At 64.9% G+C, this 21,614-nt stretch carries 22 protein-coding genes; 12 read left to right on the forward strand and 10 right to left on the reverse strand.

The window, feature by feature from the left end:
• The first annotated feature begins 34 nt into the window (after nt 1–34).
• Together JQ616_RS11155 and JQ616_RS11160 are read left to right on the forward strand one after the other, a co-directional pair.
• Nucleotides 35–184, forward strand: a complete 150-nt coding sequence (locus JQ616_RS11155) for a hypothetical protein (protein ID WP_212014314.1) — start codon at nt 35–37, stop codon at nt 182–184.
• A gap of 11 nt (nt 185–195) precedes the next feature.
• Nucleotides 196–438 (forward strand): DUF6719 family protein, encoded by a 243-nt coding sequence (locus tag JQ616_RS11160; RefSeq protein ID WP_249136617.1) that lies wholly within the window; start codon nt 196–198, stop codon nt 436–438.
• Between the two features lie 50 nt (nt 439–488).
• Here the strand turns inward: JQ616_RS11160 and JQ616_RS11165 are convergent, their stop codons facing one another.
• The 3 genes from JQ616_RS11165 to JQ616_RS11175 are packed head-to-tail and all read right to left on the reverse strand — an operon-like array spanning nt 489 to nt 1,290.
• The gene (locus JQ616_RS11165; protein ID WP_212014316.1) at nt 489–884 is read right to left on the reverse strand and encodes a hypothetical protein; all 396 of its coding nucleotides are present in this window, start codon (nt 882–884) and stop codon (nt 489–491) included.
• Nucleotides 885–923: 39 nt separating this feature from the next.
• Nucleotides 924–1,082 (reverse strand): hypothetical protein, encoded by a 159-nt coding sequence (locus JQ616_RS11170; RefSeq protein WP_171947546.1) that lies wholly within the window; start codon nt 1,080–1,082, stop codon nt 924–926.
• Nucleotides 1,083–1,095: 13 nt separating this feature from the next.
• Complete coding sequence (locus JQ616_RS11175; protein WP_212014317.1) at nt 1,096–1,290, reverse strand: hypothetical protein; 195 nt, start codon at nt 1,288–1,290, stop codon at nt 1,096–1,098.
• A gap of 233 nt (nt 1,291–1,523) precedes the next feature.
• Here JQ616_RS11175 and JQ616_RS11180 point away from each other — a divergent pair, with 233 nt between their 5' ends.
• A complete protein-coding gene (locus JQ616_RS11180; protein ID WP_212014318.1) occupies nt 1,524–1,751 on the forward strand; it encodes a hypothetical protein in 228 nt (75 codons plus the stop codon).
• A 43-nt stretch (nt 1,752–1,794) separates the two neighbouring features.
• Here JQ616_RS11180 and JQ616_RS11185 read toward each other — a convergent pair whose 3' ends face one another.
• Nucleotides 1,795–2,355 (reverse strand): CreA family protein, encoded by a 561-nt coding sequence (locus JQ616_RS11185; RefSeq protein ID WP_212014319.1) that lies wholly within the window; start codon nt 2,353–2,355, stop codon nt 1,795–1,797.
• A gap of 225 nt (nt 2,356–2,580) precedes the next feature.
• Here JQ616_RS11185 and JQ616_RS11190 point away from each other — a divergent pair, with 225 nt between their 5' ends.
• Nucleotides 2,581–4,350: a L,D-transpeptidase family protein gene (locus tag JQ616_RS11190; protein ID WP_212014321.1), complete on the forward strand. Its 1,770-nt coding sequence runs from the start codon at nt 2,581–2,583 to the stop codon at nt 4,348–4,350.
• An 18-nt stretch (nt 4,351–4,368) separates the two neighbouring features.
• On the opposite strand, the gene JQ616_RS11195 is transcribed toward JQ616_RS11190, so the two are convergent.
• On the reverse strand, nt 4,369–4,959 hold the full coding sequence (locus tag JQ616_RS11195) for a hypothetical protein (protein ID WP_212014322.1): 591 nt from the start codon (nt 4,957–4,959) through the stop codon (nt 4,369–4,371).
• Nucleotides 4,960–5,206: 247 nt separating this feature from the next.
• Between JQ616_RS11195 and JQ616_RS11200 the strand changes: the two genes are divergently transcribed.
• From JQ616_RS11200 to JQ616_RS11210, 3 genes are all read left to right on the forward strand, one after another.
• Nucleotides 5,207–5,776: a glutathione peroxidase gene (locus tag JQ616_RS11200; RefSeq protein WP_212014323.1), complete on the forward strand. Its 570-nt coding sequence runs from the start codon at nt 5,207–5,209 to the stop codon at nt 5,774–5,776.
• Nucleotides 5,777–5,948: 172 nt separating this feature from the next.
• Entirely contained in the window at nt 5,949–6,947 is a 999-nt protein-coding gene (locus tag JQ616_RS11205; RefSeq protein WP_212014324.1) for a polysaccharide deacetylase family protein, read from the forward strand.
• Between the two features lie 20 nt (nt 6,948–6,967).
• Nucleotides 6,968–7,525, forward strand: coding sequence for a dihydrofolate reductase (locus tag JQ616_RS11210; protein WP_212014325.1), 558 nt, complete (start codon nt 6,968–6,970; stop codon nt 7,523–7,525).
• 101 nt (nt 7,526–7,626) lie between these two features.
• Here JQ616_RS11210 and JQ616_RS11215 read toward each other — a convergent pair whose 3' ends face one another.
• Nucleotides 7,627–8,079, reverse strand: coding sequence for a DoxX family protein (locus JQ616_RS11215; RefSeq protein ID WP_212014326.1), 453 nt, complete (start codon nt 8,077–8,079; stop codon nt 7,627–7,629).
• Between the two features lie 154 nt (nt 8,080–8,233).
• Entirely contained in the window at nt 8,234–10,543 is a 2,310-nt protein-coding gene (locus JQ616_RS11220) for an NADP-dependent malic enzyme (RefSeq protein WP_212014328.1), read from the reverse strand.
• A gap of 224 nt (nt 10,544–10,767) precedes the next feature.
• On the opposite strand from JQ616_RS11220, the gene JQ616_RS11225 reads away from it, so the two are divergent.
• Nucleotides 10,768–12,783: a hypothetical protein gene (locus JQ616_RS11225; protein ID WP_212014329.1), complete on the forward strand. Its 2,016-nt coding sequence runs from the start codon at nt 10,768–10,770 to the stop codon at nt 12,781–12,783.
• Nucleotides 12,784–13,023: 240 nt separating this feature from the next.
• Here the strand turns inward: JQ616_RS11225 and aspS are convergent, their stop codons facing one another.
• Entirely contained in the window at nt 13,024–14,796 is a 1,773-nt protein-coding gene (aspS, locus tag JQ616_RS11230; protein WP_212014330.1) for an aspartate--tRNA ligase, read from the reverse strand.
• A 196-nt stretch (nt 14,797–14,992) separates the two neighbouring features.
• Between aspS and JQ616_RS11235 the strand changes: the two genes are divergently transcribed.
• On the forward strand, nt 14,993–16,465 hold the full coding sequence (locus tag JQ616_RS11235) for a protein adenylyltransferase SelO (RefSeq protein WP_212014331.1): 1,473 nt from the start codon (nt 14,993–14,995) through the stop codon (nt 16,463–16,465).
• A 94-nt stretch (nt 16,466–16,559) separates the two neighbouring features.
• On the opposite strand, the gene JQ616_RS11240 is transcribed toward JQ616_RS11235, so the two are convergent.
• Entirely contained in the window at nt 16,560–17,549 is a 990-nt protein-coding gene (locus tag JQ616_RS11240) for a zinc-dependent alcohol dehydrogenase family protein (RefSeq protein WP_212014332.1), read from the reverse strand.
• A gap of 103 nt (nt 17,550–17,652) precedes the next feature.
• Between JQ616_RS11240 and JQ616_RS11245 the strand changes: the two genes are divergently transcribed.
• The 3 genes from JQ616_RS11245 to JQ616_RS11255 all read left to right on the forward strand — a co-directional run bounded on the left by JQ616_RS11245 (nt 17,653) and on the right by JQ616_RS11255 (nt 20,684).
• A complete protein-coding gene (locus tag JQ616_RS11245; protein ID WP_212014823.1) occupies nt 17,653–18,552 on the forward strand; it encodes a LysR family transcriptional regulator in 900 nt (299 codons plus the stop codon).
• A 328-nt stretch (nt 18,553–18,880) separates the two neighbouring features.
• Nucleotides 18,881–19,273, forward strand: coding sequence for a VOC family protein (locus JQ616_RS11250; RefSeq protein WP_212014333.1), 393 nt, complete (start codon nt 18,881–18,883; stop codon nt 19,271–19,273).
• 106 nt (nt 19,274–19,379) lie between these two features.
• On the forward strand, nt 19,380–20,684 hold the full coding sequence (locus JQ616_RS11255; protein ID WP_212014334.1) for an SLC13 family permease: 1,305 nt from the start codon (nt 19,380–19,382) through the stop codon (nt 20,682–20,684).
• Here JQ616_RS11255 and JQ616_RS11260 read toward each other — a convergent pair.
• A complete protein-coding gene (locus JQ616_RS11260) occupies nt 20,645–21,538 on the reverse strand; it encodes a LysR family transcriptional regulator (protein ID WP_249136619.1) in 894 nt (297 codons plus the stop codon). The two genes, JQ616_RS11255 and JQ616_RS11260, sit on opposite strands and share 40 nt — an antisense overlap.
• Nucleotides 21,539–21,614 lie beyond the last annotated feature (76 nt).

Here is a 21,614-nt window from a genome sequence, read left to right on the forward strand (position 1 = left end):
CGCTTTAGTCAGTGTCCGCTTACGGAGATACCGGATGCCCAATCGCAACGTCCTGTATCTCGTGATCGGCGCGCTGGGCGTGATCACAGGCATGCTCGGCTACAATCTGTATCAGGCGAAGAAGCAGCCCGAAGGTCTGCAGATCAATGTCGGCCCCGACGGGGTCAAGATCCAAAACAAATGAGGGAGGCCGCGATGCCGCGCATCGGATTGGTCGCGCTGATCGGTGCCGTCGCAGTTGTCGTGCTGGCAAACTCCGCTTCCGCGCAAACCGTGATGCGTGAGGCCGATATCGTCGATCTGCGGGTCGGTCAGCGCGTCATGGTCGATGACGGCTCCTGCCCGGCCGGCCAGATCAAGCAGGTCGTCGGCGCCAAGCTGAGCCAGAACGGCGTGGTGCGGACCCACAGCTGCGTGCCGCGCCTCGCCAAAAAGTAAAGCGCCCCGCTTCCGCGAGGCGCCTGCTCGTCATTGCAGCAACGCGCCGTTCAGTTCGAGATCGGCTCGAACATGCATTGCAGCGTCGGCTTGGCGATCTTGGTGAAGGTCGGTCCGATCTCGCTTTGCTTGGACGGCGGCACCCAATCGGTCTCGATGGTCGGCACGCCGGTCTCGCTGATGCCGCGCAGCAGTGCCTGGCGCAGATCGGGATCGTCCACCGTCGCCGCAGCATGGTCGTGCAGACAGCCGCAGACAGCCTCGGGATGCGCCCAGCGACCGAGCATATGCGGTGCGCACTGGCGCACGAACTCATCGCGCGGCTCAGGCACCCGGTACAGCGACCGGATCTGCATCGACTCCAGCGGGAGTTGGGATTGGGCTTGCGCGGAACCCGCCAGAACAAGCGATGCAAACATCGCGGCGGAGCAGATACGGAGCAACATGGGGAGCCTTTGCCGGCAGTTCTGTTTTTCGCGTCGCGCTCAGTTGGCCTGCGCCATCACCATCGGGGCCGAGGTGACGACCGGCGAGCCGTTATAAGAGAAGGTGCCGATGCCGGGCAAACCATTGTCCGGGGTCCCAGCCATCGACGAACCGGCCATCACGAAGGCGAAAGCGAGGATCAGGCTCATGGTCCGCATTTGTCTGTCTCCGTCATTCCGATCCGGCGCCCGGCGCCGTTGTGTTGACGGTTTGATAACGATCTGGCGTTTCCGGAGTTCTGCGGAACAAGCCGAAAATGGTTTCGTCGGGCATGAGAATTGTTTCGTCGACCAGGGAACCACGAAACATCAGCCGAAAAACATCAATGTATTCAGTGACGGCATCGGCGGCCGTCCGCGTGTTCAAGATTTCGCGCGCTGGGGCCGCCGGTGCGCGTCGCTCCAGACTTGCGCGCAAACCGAGCGGGCTACCGCGCTTTCTTAACTTTCGTCTGCTGAGACAGTGGGCAGCGCAGCAAGAGTTGCTATCGGGCGCCGCTGAACCCGGCGGCTCGTCGGCCGACTCATCTGGGCACCGTGCAACCAACTTCGCGGTGGCACGTTGTCGCAATCCGATCCAACGAAGCAGTCCAACGAAGGATGTCAGTCGTGGGCAATGGCAACATGGGTGTTGGCAATGAATCCGCGGCCAGCAAATCCGGCCAGCAGCAACAGATGACGGCCGCGATGCCGCAGCAGGGCGCGTATGTGATGGGCGACAATGAGTGCGCGCCGCAGAAGCTGGTCCGCCTCGTCGGCTGCCGCGACTCGAAGCTCAAGCCGGGCTTCAACATCGGCGCGAAGCAGTTCGGGCAAACCAAGCGCTAGCTCGTCCGCCGCTTCAGCCGACCGGGCCAAGCCCCTGCTTTTCCTACTGAATGAACTCGCTGCACTTCTGCACGGCGGTGGCGTCCGCTGCCCCCCAGGGCATGATCGGCACCGATGACGTCGAGTTCTTCGGTGAGCCCTCGATCAGCCTGTCCGAATAGACCATGTAGACCAGCACGTTGCGCTTGGCGTCGCAGCCCCGCACGATCTGCATCTTCTTGAAGAACAGCGACCGGCGCTTGCTGAACATGTCGTCGCCCTGGCCGAGCTTGCTCTTGAAGCGGATCGGCCCGATCTGCCGGCAAGCCAAAGAGATATCAGAGACTTCCTCGGCAAGGCCAAGCCAGCCCTTGAAGCCGCCCTTCTCCGGCACCGTGAAGTGACAAGCCACCCCCTCGACCTCGGGGTCGTCGACGCCATAGGTCGCGAGCTTGTCGTTGGGGCTCATCCATTTGAACACCGTCGAGCGGCGGAAGATCAGGTCCGGCTCGTCGGCCGCGGCCGCGGGAGCGACCTGCACCAAGGTCAGGAACATCAGCAGCGCCGCACACCCCCATCGAGACAACAGTCGCACGTCACACAGGCTCACAGTTCTCGAAGTCATGGAGGTCTCCGCGGGGGCTGGGTCCCGCCTATGTAGTGCGCAAACGCCGCACAGGAAGGCGCTGACAGTTCGGTGATCGGACCAGGGCGTTTAACCTCTTGTGAGGCTTTTTTGCTACGCTTTCGTCGAAAATCGGCCCCTCACGGAAGGGTTAGATCGCTGGCGCTGGTGAACGCATTCCGCGTCTGCGACAACCAATGAATACCTTGGACTGGGATTCGGAATATGCGCGCAAGCGGTCGTCGGATTTCGATTTTTGATTCTGCGAGGGGACGGTTCTGGCAGTTTGCAATTCTGACCGCGGCCGGCACCGTCGCCGCTTCCACGCAGGCTGATGCAGCCCTCTATTACTGGAACCGTGACTCCGCCTATTACGGCGGCGACTACGAGCCGCTGCCGCAGCCGCACCGGCAAAAGCCAAAGCGCAGCACGGCGAAGAAGACTCCGGCGACCGAGAAGGAGGCCGGACGCAAGCCGCAGGGCCCCCTGGTCATCTCGGTCTCGATCGATCAGCAGCGCGTCAGCGTCTACGACTCGAATGGACTCTACGCCGAGAGCCCGGTGTCGACCGGCATGAAGGGGCATTCAACCCCGATGGGTGTCTTCAGCGTCATCCAGAAGCAGAAGTACCACCAGTCCAACATCTATAGCGGCGCGCCGATGCCGTATATGCAGCGCATCACCTGGTCGGGCATCGCGATGCACGCCGGTGTGCTGCCCGGCTATCCGGCCTCCCATGGCTGCATCCGCATGCCGATGTCGTTTGCGGTCAAGATGTACAACTGGACGCGGATGGGCGCCCGCGTGTTCGTCACGCCGGGCACGATCTCGCCGGAGAGTTTCTCGCATCCGCTGCTGGTGACGCAGAGGGTCGCGCCGCAGCAGCCGGTTGCCGACGACATCCTGAAGATGGACGCGCCGCTCGGCGTGAAGAGCGACAAGGGCGCCGACAAGCAGTCCGACCTCGATCTGCGCAGCAGCGTCGGCCATACCGCCTCGCTGCGCGACAACACCCATACCGCTGACGCCAGCGGCGCAATGCCGGCGGCGAGCGCCTCGGCGACGATGTCCGATGCCTCCTCCGCGCGCGATGCGATTGCGGAGAAGATCGCGGCCGACAAGTCCGAGACGGCCGAGAGCGACAAGCCGGCCGAGACCAGCTCCACCGCCGCCAACAGCAACGTCGCCACCGACGACAAGACCGTCGGCGAAACCACGGGCACGACCGACACGCCGAAGTCCGAGGTCTCGGCAAACGATCCGGTGAAGGCGGAAGCCAAGGCCGACGAGCCGAAAGCCGACGCCGCCAAACCCGACGCTGCCGAGGCGCCCAAGGTCGATGCTTCGAAGACCGAGACCCCGAAGGTCGATGCGCCCAAGACCGAGGTGTCCAAGACCGAGGCGCCGAAGGCTGACGTGGCCAAGGACGCAGCCAGGGCAACGGATGCAGACAAGCCCGCCGAGGCGGCGACCGCAGCCGACAGCGCCGATGCCAAGAAGGATCCGGCACGGCTGCCGGGCCTCGCCAAGATCGACGTGTCGAAGCGCGCCGGCCAAATCGCGGTGTTCATCAGCCGCAAGGATTCCAAGCTCTATGTGCGGCAGAACTTTGCGCCGCTGTTCGACGTGCCAGTGACGATCGCGGCCAGCGACCGGCCGCTCGGCACTCATGTGTTCACCGCGGAAGCCGACAAGACCGATGCGAACCTGCTGCGCTGGTCGGTGGTGACGCTGCCGAGCCGCAACGCCCGCATCGACGTCGAGGAGCGCACCTCGCATCGCCGCAAGGTGGCGGCCGCAGCGCCGCTCGAAGTCAAGCCACAACCCGTGACGAACACCCCGTCCGAGGCGCTCGACCGTATCTCGATTCCGTCGGACGTGATGGCGCGGATCAGCGAGGCGCTCGGTAGCGGCGGATCGATCATCGTCTCCGACCTCGGCATCAACCAGGGCGAGACCGGCGAAGGCACCGACTTCATCGTGCCGCTGCGCTGAGGCGATCCGGCCTACCCATTATTTTTCCCTGTCGCCGAAGTTGCATCGAAGGACTGTCCCGTCTCCGTTGAATAGACAGTAGAATGACGCGACGGCCTTTGAGCTCTCAAAACGATATTCGATTGCCAGATTGCCCAGCTCGTGGGTCTTGGGCATTACGGGCGTAGGGTGTACCGGGTTTTCCGCGGCATACGGATTTGTTATCTTGGCTGGCTTGCCAAATGCCGCGATAACCGCAGGCGCATTCCAGTTTGCGGCGATGATACCGCTTCCGTACATTTTCCCGTCTAATGCCTCTCTTCCTTGCCCATCCACCTTTCCGCGGATCAGAAAAAAAGCGCCGAACGTTGCGAACATCCTGCCAGATGTACGCATCGGACTGACCTCGTCCCATGAGATATTTGTCGCAGCAAAAACCTTCTTCAGGTTCTCGTCGGCATAGAAGTCTGCGTGCAAAAACAGATCGTGCTCGAGAGCGAATTTTAGGTTTCTAAGGACCTCGATTGTTGTTGCAGGCCGATCCACCATCGCGACGGCTTTGGTCACCCCCGAAACGACGAGCGACGCACAGACCATCGCTGTTCCTAGTCGCCGAACGAAGAGACCCATCCTGCTTCTCCCACCCAGACGGTAAATCGCCCTTTGGGGAAGACAAGCTTTAAGTTGAAAGATTTGCAATACGCACGTAAGCGATGATGCGCCCCTCCCGAGACCATGCTGATGCGCCGCGCGAAAGCGCAATCACGATTCAACCCAATCGCGTCGCGCGTTCACAGGTACCTATAACGCCTTCTTGAGAACTCGCGCCTGCCCGTTGGACTATGATCTCCCTCGTATCTGTTCCGGGGACGAGACCATGATGGACCGCAGGACACTGATCATGGCGGCGTTCGCCGCGGCCGCAGGATCTCGTGCGCTGCATGCCGAGCAGCCCGCGATGAGCCGGATCACGGCCTACGCCTTCTCATTCCCGGCACTCGCCGGCGGCGACATTCGTCTGGCCGACTATGCCGGCCGGCCGCTGATGATCGTGAACACGGCCTCGCTCTGTGGCTTCACGCCGCAATATGCCGGCCTGCAGCAATTGTGGACCGAATTCCGCGAGCGCGGCTTTGTCATCATCGGCGTGCCGTCCAATGATTTCGGCGGCCAGGAACCCGGCGGCCCGACCGAGATCGCCGAGACCGCGCAGCATCAATACGGCGTCACGTTCCCGATCGCAGCGAAGGCCGTGGTCAAGGGCGCGAACGCGCATCCATTTTACCGCTGGGCGGCGGAGGCGCGGCCGAAGGACGTGCCGCGCTGGAATTTCCACAAATACCTGATCGGTCGCGACGGCTACATCGCCGACGTCTTCCCTGAGTCGGTCACACCAGACGACACCCGCATCAAGACCGGGATCGCACGGGCATTGGCGGTCGCCTGAGACGCGGCGATAATCCCCGGAATTAACTGATCCCACGAGGATTTTTGACCCGCGCCCGCCGCCTTCATTGCCTTGGCGTCGCGACTGCGACTAGGGTACGATCGGATGGGGGCGAAAGCGGCCCGGTCGCGGCAAGGCCGCCACTCGGAGCGCGATCAGCAGGGAACACACCATGCGCATTGCAGCAGGTCTGATTTTCGCGGGGACCGTATCGTTGCTCGCGTCGAGCGCAGCTTGGTCGCAGCAGACACCGCCCGCCAAGGGCGCCGCCGCAGCGCCGGCGGCAGCGGCCGCAGCTCCTGCACCTGCCGCCGCTGCGCCCGCGCCCGCCACCGCAGCGGCCGCACCCGTGCCGCCGAAGCAACCGCCGCAGCCGGCGCGCGCTGCCTGCACCAATCCGAACGCGCTCGGCGTCGCCCGCACCGTCGAGATCGATACGACAGGCGGTCCCGGCTTCGGCTTCGAGCATTTCAAGCAGCTCGACTTCCTGCGCGACCACGAGGTGGTGCTGACCTTCGACGACGGTCCGTGGCCGGGCAACACGCCGGCGGTGCTCAAGGCGCTCGCGGATGAATGCACCACGGGCATCTTCTTCTCGATCGGCAAGCACGCGACCTATCACCCGGAGATCCTGCGGCAGGTCTATGCCGCCGGCCACACGGTGGGTTCGCACACTTGGTCGCACGCCAATCTGAACAACAAGAAGCTCACTGAGGATCAACGCAAAGACGAAATCGAGCGCGGCCTCGCGGCGGTCAAATGGGCGCTCGAGACCTCCCCCGCACCGTTCTTCCGCTTCCCGGCGTTGCAGCATCCGCCGGAGATGGTGACCTATCTCGGCACCCGCAACATCGCGATCTTCTCCTGCGATATCGACTCCTTCGACTTCAAGTCGAAGAATCCGCAACAGGTGATAGACAACGTGATGAAGAAGCTCGCCAAGCTCGGCAAGGGCATCATCCTGATGCACGACTTCCAGAAGCACACGGCGGAAGCCCTGCCGACGCTGCTGGCGCAGCTCAAGGCCGGCGGCTACAAGGTGGTCGCGATGCGGGCGAAATTCCCGGCGACCGTGCTGCCGCAGTACGAGCAGGAGCTCGCCAAGGACGTCAAGCTGCCGACCGTGAGCTCGCGGCCGGTGAACAGCGTCGTCACCACAGTCGATCAGTAACGGCACCAGCGATCGTTCTGGTGTCTGCGTTGCGTATCGAGGGTTTCGTCATCGTCTCGGCCGACGGCCGACTGGCGAATGCGCGCAACGTGATGCCCGACGATCTCAAGATCGAGGGCGACAAGAAGTTCTTCACCGCGGCGCTCGAGCGCGCCGATCTCGTCGTCCACGGCCGCCATTCCCAGGAAGAGCAGCCGAACGCACCGAAGCGCCGCCGCCTGATCCTGACAAGCAAGGTCACGACCACCGCACCCGACCCTGACAATCCGAAGGCGCTGCTGTGGAATCCCGCCGGCTGCCCGTTCGAGACCGCGAGCCGCGCGGCCGGCGTGACCGCGGGCATGGTCGCGATCATCGGCGGTCCCGGCGTGTTCGGCATGTTCATGGACCGCTACGACACGTTCTGGCTATCGGTCGCATCGAAGGTACACATCCCCGACGGCGAGCCGTGCTTCCCCGGCGTCCCTGCCCGCACCCCGCAGCAGGTGCTCGCAGCGCACGGCCTGCACGCCGGCGCGTCAAAGCTGATCGATCCGGAGCAGGAGGTCAGCGTCACGCCGTGGCGACGCGCGGGTTGAAGGTTGGTCGCAGTTTGTAGGGCGGGTTAGCCGAGGGCGTAACCCGCCGGATCTCCCTTAGCTGATGCGCAGGTCGGCGGATTACGCTTCGCTAATGCGCCCTACACGTCCCCATACGCCGGATCGTCGCGGCGCGGGCCGCGGCCGTAGCCGGCGATGATGAACAGCGCGCCGATCAGCGACAGGTTCTTCAGCGCATCGATCAGCGTCCTGAGATTGTCGGGCGCCGGCTGATTCCAGAAATCATGGAAATAGAAGGTGACGACACACACGTAGATGATCAGCAGGAGCGCGAAGAACCGCGCCAGCACGTTCACCGCGATCATCAGCCCCGCGATGATCTCGAAGGCACCGACCGTGATCGCCAGCAGCTGCATGAACGGCATGCCGACGAAGGTTTCGATCTGCTGCGTATAGGGCGCGACCACGGCGGGGATCGTCAGCTTGGCCGCAAGCAGATCCGCCGTTGCCTGGATGCCGAACAGCTTGCTGGCTCCCGAATAGAGGAACAGCACGGCAAACAGGATTCGTCCGAAGGTGATGAACGCTGGCATGGGTCGGCCTCACTGGATGGCAGAAATCGGACGAAGCAGGCGGAGCGATTATGGCCGCCCCGCCAGCTTCGATCAAATCGAATCCATCTCGCTCACGCACGATCCGGAAAGCCGCGCTGCGGTTTTCCGAACATAACGTGCTCAAACAACCCCATCAGCCGAACAGCGTCGGCTGCGCACGGCCGGCGCGCTCCTGGGCCTCGACGGCGGCGACCGCCGTCATGTTGAGGATGCCGCGCGCCGTCACGCCGGGGGTGAGGATGTGCGCCGGACGCGCCGGACCGATCAGGATCGGCCCCACCGGCAGCGCGTTGGCCAGCGATTTGATCATCTGGTAGGCGATGTTGGCGGCGTCGAGGTTCGGCATGATCAGGATGTTGGCCTCGCCTTCCAGCCGCGACTGCGGCAGCACCAAGCGCCGCGCCACGGCCGACAGCGCGGTGTCGCCCTGCATTTCGCCGTCGGCCTCGATCTCCGGATGCTTGTCCTTCAGGAGCTGGGTGGCCCGCCGCATCTTGCGCGAGGAGTCCGTATCATAGCTGCCGAAGTCGGAATGTGACACGAAGGCGACCTTCGGCTTGAAGGCGAAGCGCTGGACGTGGATCGCCGCGAGCGACGCCACTTCGGCGAGTTCCTCCGCGCTCGGGTTCGGCCGCACCTGGGTGTCGGCGAGGAAATGAGCACCGGTGGAGGTGATCATCAGCGCCAGCGCGGCATAGTCGCTGACCCCCGGCAGGAAGCCGATGATCTCGCGGACGTGGCGCAGATGGCTCATGTAGCGGCCTTCGACCCCGCACAGCATCGCGTCGGCCTCGCCGCGCGACACCGCAAGCGCGGCGATGACCGTGTTGTTGGTGCGGACCACCGTCCGTGCCGCCTCGGGCGTCACGCCGCGCCGGCCGGCAACGTCGATATAGGACTGCACATAGGAACGGTAGCGCGGATCGTCCTCAGGATTGACCAGGTCGAAATCCCGCCCGGCCTTGATCGACAGGCCGAAGCGCTTGATCCGCGTTTCGACCACCGACGGACGGCCGACCAGAATCGGCCGCGCCAGCTTCTCCTCGAGCACCACCTGCGTCGCGCGCAGCACCCGCTCGTCTTCGCCCTCGGCGTAGATCACGCGCACCGGCTGGGTCTTCGCCTTGGCGAACACCGGCTTCATGGTGAGGCCGGAGCGGAACGCGAAGCGCTCGAGGCTGGCGGCGTATTCGTCGAAATTGGTGATCGGCCGGGTCGCGACGCCGGATTCCATCGCGGCCTTGGCCACCGCCGGCGCAATGCGCAGGATCAGGCGCGGATCGAACGGGCTCGGGATCAGCGAGCCCGGGCCGAACCCCTGGGTCTCGCCGCTCTCGAAACCATGCGCCACCGCATCCGACGGCGGATCGCGCGCGAGCTGCGCGATGGCATCCACCGCGGCATGCTTCATCGCCTCGTTGATCGCGGTGGCGCCGACGTCGAGCGCGCCGCGGAAGATGAACGGGAAGCACAGCACGTTGTTGACCTGGTTCGGATAGTCCGACCGGCCGGTGCAGATCATCGCGTCGGGACGCGCCGCGCGCGCCTCTTCCGGCATGATCTCCGGCACCGGATTGGCGAGCGCCATCACCAGCGGCTTGTCGCCCATCTGCTTGACCATTTCGGGCTTCAGCACGCCAGGCGCCGACAGTCCGATAAAGATGTCCGCGCCCGGAATGACGTCGGCCAGCACGCGTGCGTCGGTCTTCTGGGTATAGACCGCCTTCCAGCGATCCATCGTCGTGTTGCGGCCGTCATAGACCACGCCGTCGATATCGCAGACCCAGATGTTCTTGCGCTGCGCGCCCATCGAGACCAGCAGATTGAGGGTCGCAATCGCGGCGGCGCCGGCACCCGAGCAGACGATCTTCACGTCAGACAATTGCTTGCCGTTCAACAGCAGCCCGTTGGTGATCGCGGCTGCGACGATGATGGCCGTGCCATGCTGGTCGTCGTGGAACACCGGGATCTTCATGCGCTCCTTGAGCTGCGTCTCGATCTCGAAGCACTCCGGCCCGCGGATGTCCTCCAGATTGATGCCGCCGAAGGTCGGCTCCAGGGCGGCGACCGTCTCGACCACCCGCTCGATCGTGTTGGCATTGATCTCGATGTCGAACACGTCGATGCCGGCGAATTTCTTGAACAGCACCGCCTTGCCCTCCATGACGGGCTTGGAGGCCAGGGGGCCGATATTGCCGAGCCCGAGCACCGCGGTGCCGTTCGAGACCACGGCCACCAGATTGGCGCGGGCTGTGAGCGTCGCCGCCTCGGCCGGGTTCTTGGCGATCTCGGTGCAGGCGGCGGCTACGCCCGGCGAATAGGCCAGCGCCAGGTCGCGCTGGTTGGCTAGCGGCTTGATCGCCTGGATCTCGAGCTTGCCCGGCCGTGGCAGCCGGTGATAGGCGAGCGCGGCGTTATGGAGTTCTTCAGACGATGACGACATACGTGCTCCCCGCGTTTCCGGCCCAAATTTCTTGTTTCTGTGCTAATCCAGGCGAAAGTCATTTGTCCGGCAAATCGAGCCGGATGTGAAGCATGTCCCGCCGCTTGGATGCAACATCCGATAATGTCCCCGTCAACAGGCCCGGGCGGGCCCCGTTCGCCGATGCTGCACCTTCCGGCCGCGGATTGGCAATTTTTTTCCCTTGATGATCCGGAGTTGACCGAATGAAGAAAATTCTGCTCGGCTTGGTCGCCGTCGCAGTCATCGCGGCCGGCGGCTATTTCGGTTTCGACTTCTATGCCCAGCGCCGGGTGATACGTGACGTCGAGGCCGCCTTCGAGCAGGTCCGCGCCGGCGGCGCCAAGGCGAGCCACGGCAAGATCGCCTTCGACACCAAGAGCCGCACGCTGACGATTACGGACATCGCCACCGAGTCGGGCGCGCAATCCCCGGTCAACGTCAAGATCGGCAGCCTCACGATGGCGGGCCTCGGTCAGCCGGACGCAGCACGGATCTCCGCCGATAACATCGAGCTCAACGATGTCGAGGTTGGCGTCGTGAACCCGACCCCGACGATCGCCATCCTCGCCTACAAGGCGCCGCGGATCACGCTGAAGAACTATTCCGGTCCCGCCGGCCTGCCTCAGCTTCCAGCCTCATCGTCGATCCTCGAGCTGTACCGGTTTGGATTCACGCAGATCGCAAGCATCAACGCGTCATCGATGACCGCACCCACCTTGGCCGGAACGATGACCTTCAGCGCTGCGGCCCGTGCCGGCGACGGCGCAGGTGGCACGTTCGACTATTCGGGCCTTGCCATCGAGAATCTGAAGGACGGAAAGATCGCCTCCAGCAAGACCGACAAGGTTGCGTTCAAGATCAATACGCAGCCGCCGGCAGGCAAGCCGGTCACGATGACCGGCGACCTCGCCAATCTCGCCGCGACCGATATCGACGTCGGCGCGATGGCGGCAATGTTCGATCCGGCCAAGGCCGCCGACGACCGGGACTATCGGATTCAGGGCCACGTTTCGGCCGGCCCCTACGTGATCACAGCGAAAGCCGATGCCGCCACCGCTATGCCCGGCCTCAACATGCGGATCGAGGGCCTGACCGTCGACGACATCAAGATCAATCCGTCGCGGATGCAACTGCCGGCACTGCTGGCGATGATCCCGCCGCAGGGAAGCGCACCACCGAGCCCGGCACAGGCGCGCGAGCTGTTGGAGAAGGTCGCGGGGCTCTATTCCGGTGCAGGAATCGGCAATGCCGAAATCCACGGTCTTGCTGTCGAGACGCCGCAGGGCCCGTTCAAGCTGTCCTCGGTGCGCTTCAACTTCGAGCATGGCAAGATCGGCGAGTTGGCCGTCGAAGGACTGGACGCCCGTGCGCCGAACGGCCCCCTCAAGGTCGGACGCTTCGCGCTGAAGTCGCTCGACGTCGCGAGCCTCATGCGGCTCTCGGCGCAGTTCGCTGGACAGAAGCCGTCGGCTGAACAGGCGCTGGCGCTGCTCCCGCTGATCGAGGGCGTCGAGGTCAAGGGTGTCACGTCGCCCTACAAGGCTACTGGCAAGCCGGTCAACATCGACGTCTTCAGCCTCGACTGGGGTCAGTTCGTCGGACCGATCCCGAGTAAGCTGCGGCTGATCGCGAAGATGGCGGCGCCGCTGGATGCCGCCGATCCGCAGCAGCAGGCGCTGGTCGCCGCCGGTATAGACCGGATGGCAATCGATGCCGATCTCGGTGCCGCGTGGACCGAGGCGTCACGCACGCTCGCGCTCGAGCCGGTCAAGCTCGACATGGCGGGCTTGCTGCATGCATCGGCGAAGGTCGCGTTCGCGAACGTTCCGCGCGAGGCGTTTTCGACCAGCGCAGCGGAGTCCATGGGCGCGGCCGCGCAGATCGAGGCCGGCACGATCGAACTGACGGTGCACGACCTCGGCGTCATCGATCTCGCGGTCGCCCAGTTTGCCCGCACCCAGAATGTCGGCCGCGACGAGGCGCGCAAGGCCGTCCTCGACAGCATCAAGGCGCAGAGCGAGGCGATCGGGGCAGCCAATCCGGATGCCACCGCCCTCGTCACCGCGGTCAGCCAGTTCATCGAGACGCCGGGGCAGACGCTGGTCATCAAGCTGACCCCGCGTGCCAAAGCGCCGGCGCTTCAGTTGATGCAACTGCTCAAGACCGATCCGCAATCGGCGCTGGCGCAATTCAAGATCGAGGCCTCGACGGGCTTGTAACCTCCCGTAGCCCGGTTGGCGCCATCCGGGCTACGCACTGCCAAAACATCGAAAACAACCCCATGCAAAGTAGCCGTCGGCCTCCCGGCGTTCGACACGGCACCTTGACATGTCGGGCAACTCAGTGGCATAATTCTATTATTCAGAATTTTGCCAAGTCACGCTTTACCCCGACCATCGGTCGAGGCCGCAGCCCTATGCGATTGCCCCGCCATAGGCGGGGCAACGTGAAGCCCCCCGCTAGCTCTTCGCCGGCGGATTGGGCCGGATATGCAGTTCCTTGAGCTGCTTCGGCGTGGCTTCCGACGGGGCGCCCATCAGCAAGTCGACGTACTGCTGATTCATCGGGAACAGCGAGATCTCGCGCAGATTGTTGGTGCCGCACAACAGCATCGTAATGCGCTCGATACCGGCCGCCATGCCGCCATGCGGCGGCGCGCCGTACTGAAACGCGCGGTACATGCCGCCGAACCGGTCGATGACCTCCTGCTCGCCATAGCCGGCGATCTCGAACGCCTTCACCATCGCTTCCGGCTTGTGGTTGCGGATACCGCCGGACGCCATCTCGTAGCCGTTGCAGGCGATGTCGTACTGGAACGCCTTGATCGTGAGCGGATCCTGCGACTGCAGCGCCTCGAGGCCGCCCTGCGGCATCGAGAACGGGTTGTGCGAGAAGTCGACCTTCTTGTTCTCCTCGTCATACTCATACATCGGGAAGTCGACGATCCAGGCGAACTCGAACCGGTCCTTGTCGATCAGGTTCAGCTCCTCGCCGAGCTTGGTGCGCGCGAGGCCTGCGAACTTCCAGAACTTCTCCGGATCGCCGGCGACGAAGAAGGCGGCATCGCCTTCCTTGAGGCCGAGCTGGTCGCGGATCGCGGCGGTGCGCTCCGGACCGATGTTGTTGGCGAGCGGACCTGCGCCCTCGCCGCCCTCGCGCCACATGATGTAGCCGAGGCCGGGCTGGCCTTCACCCTGCGCCCAGGAGTTCATGCGGTCGCAGAACGCCCGCGACCCGCCGCCGGTACCTGGGATACCCCAGACTTGGTTCTTCGGGTCTTCCAGCATCCGCGCGAACACCTTGAAGCCGGAGCCACGGAAGTGCTCGGAAACCTCCTGCATCACGATCTTGTTGCGCAGGTCCGGCTTGTCGGAACCGTATTTGCGCACCGCCTCAGCGAACGGAATCCGCGGCCAGTTCTTGGTCACCGGCTTGCCGTTGGCGAATTCCTCGAACACACCGGTGATGACCGGCTCCATCGCCGCGAACACGTCGTCCTGGGTGACGAAGCTCATCTCGACGTCGAGCTGGTAGAACTCCGGCAGCCGGTCGGCGCGCGGGTCCTCGTCGCGGAAACACGGCGCGATCTGGAAGTAGCGGTCGAAGCCCGACATCATCAGGAGCTGCTTGTACTGCTGCGGCGCCTGCGGCAGCGCATAGAACTTGCCGGGATGGATGCGCGAGGGCACCAGGAAATCGCGCGCACCTTCCGGCGACGACGCCGAGAGGATCGGGGTCTGGAATTCGAAGAAGCCCTGCCCCTTCATCCGCCTGCGTATGGAATCGACGATCGCGCCGCGAGTCATGATGTTCTGGTGCAGCTTGTCGCGACGCAGGTCGAGGAAGCGGTACTTCAGCCGGATGTCTTCGGGATATTCCTGTTCGCCGAACACCGGCAGCGGCAGCTCGGCCGCCGGGCCCAGCACCTCGATTTCCTTGATGTAGACCTCGACCAGGCCAGTCGGCAATTCCGGATTGTCGGTGCCGGCAGGACGGCGGCGCACCTTGCCGTCGATCCGCACTACCCACTCCGAGCGGAACTTCTCGACCTCGGCAAACGCCGGCGAGTCCGGGTCGGCCACGCACTGGGTGATACCGTAATGGTCGCGCAGATCGACGAACAGCACGCCGCCATGGTCGCGGACCCGGTGGACCCAGCCTGACAGCCTGGCCGTCTGGTCGATATCGCTCTCTCGGAGCGCGCCGCATGTGTGTGACCGGTAGCGATGCATATTCGTTCCAAAACTGATGTCGGAGGGTCGAATCGCGACGGGGCCAAAATGCCCTGTCCGAAGTTGCGGAGGGTTTACCCGACGAGGCCGGGTGCGGCAACCAATGGAACGCCCGGTTTTCGGGCCAAACGGCAGATTTTCGGAGCGAAGGCTGCCAATCGTTTGCCTATTCGGCCCGCAGGCCTATCTTCCCGATATGACCATCCATTTCCCGTTCCAGAACACCTATTCGGCGCTGCCGGCGAACTTTTTCGCCCGCGTTGCGCCGACCCCGGTGGCCGCCCCCCGGCTGATCAAGCTTAACCGGCCGCTCGCGGTCCAGCTCGGGTTGGATCCCGACCTGCTCTCCACGCCTGAGGGAGCCGAAATCCTCGCCGGCAAGCGGCTGCCCGACGGCGCCGACCCGATCGCAATGGCCTATGCCGGCCACCAGTTCGGCCACTTTGTTCCCCAGCTCGGCGACGGCCGTGCCATCCTGCTCGGCGAAATCATCGACAAGGACGGCGTCCGCCGCGACATCCAGCTCAAGGGATCGGGCCCGACCCCGTTTTCCCGCCGCGGCGACGGCCGCGCCGCGCTCGGCCCGGTCTTGCGCGAATACATCGTCAGCGAGGCGATGTTCGCGCTGGGCGTCCCGACCACCCGCTCGCTCGCCGCCGTCGTGACCGGCGAGCCCGTGATGCGCGAGACCGCGCTGCCCGGCGCAGTGCTGACCCGCGTCGCCTCGAGCCACATCCGCGTCGGCACCTTCCAGTTCTTCGCCGCCCGCGGCGACACCGACGGCGTGCGGGCGCTGGCCGACCATGTCATCGCCAGGCACTATCCCGAGCTGAAGGACACAGCCCAGCCCTATCACGCCCTGCTCGCCGGCGTCGTCGCGCGGCAGGCGGCGCTGGTCGCGCGCTGGCTTCTGGTCGGCTTCATCCACGGCGTGATGAACACCGACAACACCTCGATCTCGGGCGAGACCATCGACTACGGTCCGTGCGCCTTCCTCGATGCCTACAACCCGGCGCAGGTGTTCTCCTCGATCGACGAGATGGGACGCTACGCCTACGCCAACCAGCCGCGTATTGCGTTGTGGAACCTGACCCGGCTCGCCGAATGCCTGCTGCCGCTGTTCGACGGCGAGCGGGAGAAGGCGATCGAGCAGGCCCAGACGATCCTCGGCGAATTCCCGGATAAATTCACCGCGGCCTATCAGGCCGGGCTGCGCGCCAAGGTCGGCCTGTTCACCACGCGCGACGGTGACGAGGCGCTGATCCAGGACCTGCTCGACGCGATGGCGAAGAATGCCGCCGACTTCTCGCTGACCTTCCGCCATCTCGGTGCGGCCGCAGCCGATGACGCTGCCGATGTCCGCGCGCAGTTCACCGATCCCGCAGCGTTCGACGAATGGGCCGCGCGCTGGCGCGCCCGCCTCGCCCTGGAGCCTCAAACATCCGCCGAGCGCAAGGCCGCGATGCAGGCCGTCAACCCGGCCTTCATCCCGCGCAACCATCGCATCGAGGCGGTGATCCAGGCAGCCGTCAACAGCGACGACTACGCGCCGTTCGAGGAATTGCTGACGGTGCTGGCAAGGCCGTTCGAGGATCAGCCGCAGTTCGCGGCTTACGCCGAGCCGCCGCTCCCCGAGCAGCTTGTGACGCAGACGTTCTGCGGGACCTAGCTTTGTAGGGCGGAGTAGCGCAGCGTAATCGGCCACTTTCGCGCGCACGATGCGGCGGATTACGCCTTCGGCTAATCCGCCCTACGCACCGCTCTCACACCGTCACCACGATCTTGCCGAACTGCGTGTTCGATTCCAGATAGCGATGCGCTTCGACGATCTCGTCGAACGCAAACGTCCGCGCGATGATCGGCTTCAGCGCACCGTCCGCGAGCCCGTCGAGAATGAACGCCTTAGCCGCCGCGAGCCGCATGGGATCCTGGACGACCTCATGCACACGGTAGCCGCGCAGGATCAGGCTCTTGCTCAGCACGGTGAACAGCGGAAACGGCGTCGGCTCGGAGCTGAGCCCGCCATACTCGATCAGGATGCCGCCATGTGCCATCGCCGATGTCAGCGGCACGAAGACGGGGCCGCCGACCGGGTCGAATACGATACGAACGCCGTCGCGACCCGCGATCTGCTCCAGCCTTGACAGCAAATCCTCCTCCGCGGAGGCAATCACATGCGTCGCACCGGCGTCGCGTAGCGCTTGCTTCTTGACGGAGGTTCGCGTGACCGCGATCGGGATCGCGCCGATCCGATTGGCGATCTGGATCGCGGCAAGCCCGACACTGCTCGATGCCGCCGTGATCACGACGAACTCCCCGCGGGTGAGCTTCGCAACGTCGATCAAGGCGCCGTACGCCGTGAGGTATTGCATCCACACGGCGGCCGCCGTCTCGAACCCCAGCGCCGGTGGATGCTTGACGACCAACTCGGCTGGGAATGTCGCGAGCTCGGCATAGGCCGGCCAGCGCGCCATCGAGACCGGCGGCACGATGCTGACGGCATCATCAGGCGCGAAGTCGCGGACGCCCTCGCCGACCGCTTCGACAAGGCCGGCGGCCTCAAGGCCGAGGCCGGACGGCAGCGGCGGCGTCTCGACATAGGTCCCCGTGCGCATCAGGGCCTCGGCGCGGTTCAGTCCGAGCGCCTTGATCCGGATCTGGACCTCACCGCGCGCGGGCGGCGCGATCGCAACGTCCTCGATGCGCAGCACCTCGGGACCGCCGGTTTGATGGAAACGAACCACACGAGTCATCGGCAACACTCCAAAACAGTTGATTTGAATGAGCTATGCCAAGACCATCTCAGCGGATAAATCATCCCGCAGACAGAACAATCAAAACTGGGAGTTTCGAATGATGGATCGCCTGACCAGCATGGCCGTGTTTCTCAGGGCGGTCGATCTCGGCTCCTTCGCGGCCGCCGCCGATGCGCTCGAGATGTCCGGCCCGATGGTCGGCAAGCATGTCCGCTTTCTTGAGGAGCGGCTCGGCGTCCGCCTGCTCCACCGCACCACTCGGCGTCAGAGCCTGACCGAGTTCGGACAGGCCTATTACGAGCGGTGCCGCACGGTGCTGGCCGAAGCGGAAGCTGCCGACGCGCTCGCGGCCGATCAACTGTCTGAGCCGCGCGGGCGGCTGAAGGTGACGATGCCGGCGCTATTGGGCCGGCGCTGCGTGGCGCCGCTGCTGCTCAAGCTGGCGCAGAAATATCCTGCTCTCGAGCTCGATCTTTCGTTCGGCGATCCGGTCGCCGATCTGATGGAGGGCGGCTACGATCTCGCGATCAGGACCGGCGAACTCAACGAACAGTCCGGTGTGATCGCGCGACGCATCGCACGCCAGCGCATGGTGGTATGCGGCTCGCGCGCGTATTTGAAAACCCACGGCAGACCGCGCACGCTCGATGAACTCGGCGAGCACCAGGCGATCGTCTATCGCCGCCTGGGGCGCGCGCGCCCGTGGCTGTTCCCGCGCGACGGCCAGCCACCGCGCGAGGTCTGGCCGGCCGGACGGCTGAGGCTCGACGATCTCGAAGCGATCGCCGACGCTGCGGCGCGCGGCATGGGGCTGGCGTGGCTGCCGTCCTGGCTGGTGCGCGAGCGCCTCGACAGCGGCGCGCTGGTCCGCGTTCTCGGCGACGAAGGCGAACTGCCCTACGACTGCCATGCGATGTGGCTGCCTACACCGCGATTGCCGCCAAAAGTCCGGCTTGCGGTGGATACACTCGCCGCCGCACTACCGAAGCTGGTGGCCTAGCGCGAGCATCCTGTTCCCCGTGAGCGTTAACTCACTATGCACCATGCGCCGCAGCCCTCGGCGGTAACCATAAGGCTTAACAGCGCGTCAACGCTCCCCCAACAAGTCTAACTGTTTCCAATGGGGGAGAACGGGTCGTGGACGCGTTTGCATTTGAATTCATGGGACTGGCGATGATCGCACTGTGTCTCGTCGTGCTGGCGATGCCTGCGGCGCGCCGGCCGTCGAAGAACATGCGTTACGAATAGTTGCCAAACGCGGCGCGGATCGGCATGCGTGACAGACAGGCAGTTCGATCGGGCTGCCGTCGACAAGCAGGAGATCGTTCGTGCTGGACCACGTCTCCATCACCGTCTCGAACATACGCGCTGCGGAGCCGTTCTACGACGCGGTGATGGCCGCGCTCGGCGTCACCAAGATGAGCAGCGGTGACACCTGGATCAGCTACGGCGAACGCTGCGACGCAGATCATCCGGACCTCACTTACTTGATCATACGCCCCGGGCCGATGCCCGAAGCAGCCTATGGGCGGCATTGGTGCTTCAAGGCGCAACACCGCGAGCAGGTCGACGCGTTCTGGCATGCCGGGCTGTCGGCAGGCGGATCGGACGACGGCGCGCCGGGGCTTCGTCCCGAATACCATCCACACTATTACGGCGCCTTCCTGCGCGACCACGACGGCAACCGTATCGAAGCCGTCTGCCATCGGCGTTTCGCGTAACGCCTCCTCTCCCCACAAACCAGCCCTGTCCGATCCCAGCCGCGCAGCCGCCTTCCGCGATGCTATGGTCGCGCCGCTCTGCCCTTGTTCGATCTGATTCCCCGCCATGACCGAGACCGCCTCGTCGCTGATCCATCCCGGCTGGTTCGCCGCAATCGCGATCCTGCTGTGGGCCACCAGCCTGCTACCGGAATTTCTCACCGCGCTGTTGTTCTTTGCGGCAGTGGCCGTGTTCCGCGCGGCGCCGCCGGACGTGCTGTTCTCCGGCTTTCAGTCGGAAGCGTTCTGGCTGGTGCTCGGCGGCTTCGTGATCGGCACCGCGATCCGCAAGGTCGGCCTCGCCGACCGGATCGCCGGGCTGCTCGCGGGCCATCTTACTGGCTCCTGGCTCCGGATGGTCGGCGGCGTCATCCTGCTGACCTACGCGCTCGCCTTCGTAATGCCCTCGAACATGGGCCGCATCGCGCTGCTGATGCCGATCATCCTGGCGCTGGCCGATCGCGCCGGCCTCGCCGAGGGATCGCGCGGCCGCTGCGCGCTCGCGCTCGCGGTCGGCTTCGGCACCTATCAGCTCTCGGCCTCGATCCTGCCGGCCAATGTGCCGAACCTGATCATGACCGGCGCGGCCGAGCGCGCCTACGGCGTCCGCTTCGACTACATGTCCTATCTCGCGCTGCATGCGCCCGTGATCGGCATCCTCAAGGGCATCGTGCTGATCGGATGCCTGGTGTGGCTGTTTCCGGCATCGCCGAAGCCGATCGCTGACCACGCCGAGACCACACCGATGAGCGCGGCCGAATGGCGGCTCTCGATCATCCTGCTTGCGACGCTCGCCTTCTGGATGACCGACTCCCTGCACGGCATCCGCCCGGCCTGGGTCGGGCTGGTCTCGGCATGCCTCTGCCTGCTGCCGCGCATCGGCTTCCTCAACGGCGAGGAATTTGCCGCCGGCGTCAATGTCCGCACCTGCATCTATCTCGGCGGCATTCTCGGGCTTGCCGCCGTCGTCGCCTGGTCCGGGCTCGGCACAGCGATCGGCGATCTCATCATTCCGCATCTGCCGCTCGATCCGGCGCGGCCGGCGGCGGATTTCGCCTCGATGATCGGGCTCGCCAGCCTGTTGAATTTCGTCGTCACCGCCAACGGCGTCCCCGCGGTGTTCACGCCGCTCGCCTCCTCGCTTGCCGCGCATACCGGCCTCACGCTGCCGACCGTGCTGATGTCGCAAGTCTTCGCCTATGCGACGCCGCTGCTGCCGTATCAGGCCGCGCCGATCGTGGTCGCCGCCGGCATGGCGCGGGTGCCGACCAGCGCGGCGGTGAAGATGTGCCTCGTCGTCGGCGCGATCTCGTTTGCCGTACTGGCGCCACTCTATCTGGTCTGGTTCCGGCTGCTCGGCTGGATCGGCTGAACGGCACGCGCCTCATCAAGGAAGGGCCGCAGCGCCGGGTTGAGATTGCCCGGCCGCCACGCGATCACGTGCTCGATGGCCGGCGCGGCCTGAAGGTCGCGCTGCACCAGATTGTCGATGCCGAGCTTGCCCATCGACTCCGGCACCAGCGCGATGCCGAGATTTTCCGCGACCAGACTGACGATGGTCTGCTGCAGCTCGACCTCGAGCCTGATGGTCGGCTCGAATCCGCCGGACCGGCAGTACTGCACGATCGCCTCGCGCAGCATCGGCGCCGCCTCTGTCGGCGTCGCGATCAGCGGCTGGCCCTTGAGCTGCTTGGCACTGATGGTCGTACGCTTGGCGAGCGGATGGCTCGGATGCAACGCGAGACACATGCGCTCGCGATGGATGATACGGGTCTCGAGCCCCTTGATCGGCCCGGGATTGAACATGATGGCGGCATCGAAGCGCCCGCTGAGCACGGCGTCCGCCAGCGCGCCCGGCACCACCTCGCGCAGTTCGACATGCACCTCGGGATGGCCGGCCATGAAGCGCCGCGCGAGCGCCGGCAGGCTGGTATAGGCGGCGTGCATCATGAAGCCGATCGAAAGCTCGCCGATCTCGCCGCGTTCGGCGAGCCGTGCATTGCGGCAGGCCTGGTCGAAACTCATCAGCACCGCGCGCGCATCCTCCAGGAAGCGGCGGCCGGCCGGCGTCAGGCTCGCCCGGCGCTGCTCCCGCTCGAACAGGTGAACGCCGAGCTCCCTCTCCAGCGCCGCGATCTGGCGGCTCAGCGGCGGCTGACTGATATGCAGCCGCTCGGCGGCGCGGCCGAAATGCAGCGTCTCCGCCACGGCCACGAAATAGCGCATTTGCCTGATGTCGATCATGATACCGAAAAGGTATGAACTGGGGCCTCATTCAGTATTGGATGATATCAGAGCCGCG

Source organism: Bradyrhizobium tropiciagri (genome assembly GCF_018130545.1).
Taxonomy (GTDB): Bacteria; Pseudomonadota; Alphaproteobacteria; order Rhizobiales; family Xanthobacteraceae; genus Bradyrhizobium; species Bradyrhizobium tropiciagri_A.